The sequence below is a fragment of the Microcystis sp. M53603_WE2 genome (assembly GCF_030065435.1).
The window spans coordinates 1-2,793 of record NZ_JASJFF010000506.1 but is presented as its reverse complement, the minus strand read 5'-3'; the positions used below and the strand labels follow the sequence as shown (position 1 = coordinate 2,793).

The window sequence follows — 2,793 nt, the reverse complement described above, 5'->3', positions numbered from 1 at the left end:
GAGCTATTCTGTTACTTTTGAACCAGTTTATCCCTATGGGTAACAAGAATTTGAGCTATAATCATAATATCTCTATAACCCCACATAAAAAAGGCTTATGGCCATTTCAATTACTTTAACCCTACCTGATGAGATTTTTAATCTAGCTCAATCCTTAGCCCATTCAATTAACCGTGATCTTAATGATATATTAGTAGAAGCGATCGCTTTTTCTATTAGTCCCAATTATCAAGGCGAAAAAATCTCATCCCTAAATTCATTATCAGATGAATAAATTATCAAATTAACTCAATTACAAATGGCATCGGAACAAGATCAAAGATTAAGCGAGTTGCTCAATAAACAACAAGAGAGGGATTTATCAACCTTTGAAAATAGGGAACTTTGGTCATTGATGCAAATTTATCAAATAAACTTGTTAAAGAAGTCTCAAGGATTAAATGAAGCGGTTAAAAGAGGATTAATTTCACCCTTAGAAGCATGAATCCCAGCCCTATTCCCGACTATATTAAAGATAAAATTCGCCAACAGGCCAATACTAAATCTGGTTATTAAAAACTGATTATTTATTCCCCCTTTTGCATGAGGTTCTCTCCTTTATAAGCAGCCTATACTCAACGGATTTAGTATAATTGCTGATTGTCGGTATTCCTGCAAATGTAAGATGCACCAGGTCAATTTATTGCGGGGGAACCTAGTAGCGAAGGTGATCATTTCGGTCAAAGAAACTAAGTAGAGGTAGAACCTCGCTTATCTGCGTTGCCAGCTATAACCTTGCAACCAGTCAAAAATATTTATATAACCCAAAACTATCTTAAATATAAAAATCATAATAAATGATGATTAAATAACCCTTGACTTCCCCCCCCCTTGTGATAGTTTTGGCTGTGGGATATTGGCGCAAAACTAGCGTTAAATATGATCATAATTTTCTCCTATTACTGTCATCGAATCCATGAAAAAATTACTGACAATTTTAACCCCCTTGACTCTGATGGGGTTAGCTGGGGTTACTCCTGCTCAAGCGGCAATAGTAGCTGGTTGGAATTCATTTAATGCCAGTACCGCAACCTATCCCAAAGCGGCGAATACTGTAGGTGCGAATATAACCAGCACTGGGTTAAACACCGCCGGGATAAATCGGGAGAATGATCCTATCTTCCTGTTGGGTGGTTCTACTACTAACGGTTGGAATACAGGTAGCACTGTTAATACCAGCCAATATGTGGAATTTGCCGTACAACCTAGTGCAGGTTTTCAAGTCGATTTTACTAACTTGCAACTCAATGCGAAGCAGGATGAAACGCGGCTAGATTTAGTCTTGCGCTCTAGTGTTGATGGGTTCACCAATAATTTAGGGACACAAGTTAGCTTAACAACTAGCTTTAATACCTACAGCTTTGACCTAAGCAGTTTAGCACCCCAAACCGGACCGGTGCAGTTCCGTCTCTATGGACTGAATGCTAACTCCTCCGGTGTCTTCTTCTTTGGTGAAAACTCCGCTAATGTTGCTGGTGGTGGGTTTGTGGCTCTTAATGGGGATATTACTCCTACTGGTGGCGGTGCTGTATCAACCCCAGAACCTAGTGGTATAGTGAGTTTAATCGCTGTTGGTGCCTTGGGTGCCGCTTCCCTTCGTCGTCGGGGATAAGGGAGGAGGGGCAACTACAGAGGGGTTGCCCCGAAATTGGTTAAATATTATCAATATTCTTTTACATTTCCTCGGCAATTTGTTAAGCTGATAAGGTGAAAGAGGAATAACAATCAATAGAGCCAATGACTCCCCAATTAATGATTCAACCTTCGTCTTTAATGAGAGAAGGGGTTGAACTCCGCGAATTTGGTAACATTTATTTATTCAGGTTTACTTCAGAGCTACAATCTCGTTGTGAGCAGTTATTAGCTAAGAAGAAAACTGACAGTCTCTCTGTTGACGAAGAAGCGGAGTATGCTGGACTTTCTGAACTAGAGCGCGTTTTTACGCTTATTAACGCCCAACTTGCCACAAAAAGTCAATGGTGTCCCTATCAACTCGAAGAATAGTCCGACAACGAGCTAACTTTGCAACGAGTCAACGAGTCAAAGAAATAAGTAGAGGTAGAACCTCGCTTATCTGCGTTGCAAGGTAGAACCTTGCAACGAGTCAAAGTCCTTTTTTTAATTAGAGAAAATATGCAGATAAAAGACATGACTCCCCAAGAGTTACAAAGTTTAATCCGTAATACAGTAGATGATACTCTAGATGAATACTTTGGTGATCCGGATGAGGGAAAACAAGTTAAAGAATCTTTTAAAGAAAAGTTATTAGAAATCCAACAAAAAAGACTACAAGGAAGAGCGACTATTCCTGCAGCTGAGGTGGATAAAAGATATGGGATAGAACCTTAAATGAGCTATTCTGTTACTTTTGAACCAGAGTCGATAACTGATTTAGATTTGATCACAGATTTTATCAGACTGAGGATTCTTAATAAAATTAAATGGTTAGCTATCAACTTTGAACAGATAACTCCCCTACCTCTTACGAGAGAATGGTCAGGGTTTTACAAATTAAGAGTAGGAGATTAGCGGGTTATTTATGAATTTGATCGAGAGAGTAGGATAATTATTATTGTTAGAGTAGGTCATAGAAGTGAAGTTTATGACTAAATACGGCTCTTCGGGAATTGTTATGCAAATAATTAACTTAAAATAAAATTCGATGAGAGCAACTACGCTCAAAAGTAGCTGAAATTCATACAGGAAAGGACTTAAGGCACAAATAGGTTAATACCAAAAGATAGACAATTGAGT

5 protein-coding genes and 1 pseudogene are annotated in these 2,793 nt (G+C 38.6%); all 6 read left to right on the top strand.

Features of this window, described 5'->3' with window-relative positions; all coding sequences use genetic code 11:
* The first annotated feature begins 97 nt into the window (after window positions 1-97).
* Window positions 98-274 (top strand): hypothetical protein, encoded by a 177-nt coding sequence (locus tag PX481_RS10570; protein ID WP_002760376.1) that lies wholly within the window; start codon window positions 98-100, stop codon window positions 272-274.
* 24 nt (window positions 275-298) lie between these two features.
* Window positions 299-484 carry a hypothetical protein gene (locus PX481_RS10565; RefSeq protein WP_002760371.1) on the top strand — a complete coding sequence of 62 codons (186 nt, stop codon included), beginning with the start codon at window positions 299-301 and terminating at the stop codon, window positions 482-484.
* A 471-nt stretch (window positions 485-955) separates the two neighbouring features.
* Window positions 956-1,651 carry a PEP-CTERM sorting domain-containing protein gene (locus PX481_RS10560; protein ID WP_288094558.1) on the top strand — a complete coding sequence of 232 codons (696 nt, stop codon included), beginning with the start codon at window positions 956-958 and terminating at the stop codon, window positions 1,649-1,651.
* Between the two features lie 140 nt (window positions 1,652-1,791).
* Complete coding sequence (locus tag PX481_RS10555) at window positions 1,792-2,043, top strand: hypothetical protein (RefSeq protein ID WP_288094557.1); 252 nt, start codon at window positions 1,792-1,794, stop codon at window positions 2,041-2,043.
* A gap of 129 nt (window positions 2,044-2,172) precedes the next feature.
* Window positions 2,173-2,388: a hypothetical protein gene (locus tag PX481_RS10550; protein ID WP_002760368.1), complete on the top strand. Its 216-nt coding sequence runs from the start codon at window positions 2,173-2,175 to the stop codon at window positions 2,386-2,388.
* A pseudogene (locus tag PX481_RS30105) lies at window positions 2,389-2,649 on the top strand (type II toxin-antitoxin system RelE family toxin). It abuts the gene before it with no gap.
* The last annotated feature ends 144 nt before the right edge of the window (window positions 2,650-2,793 follow it).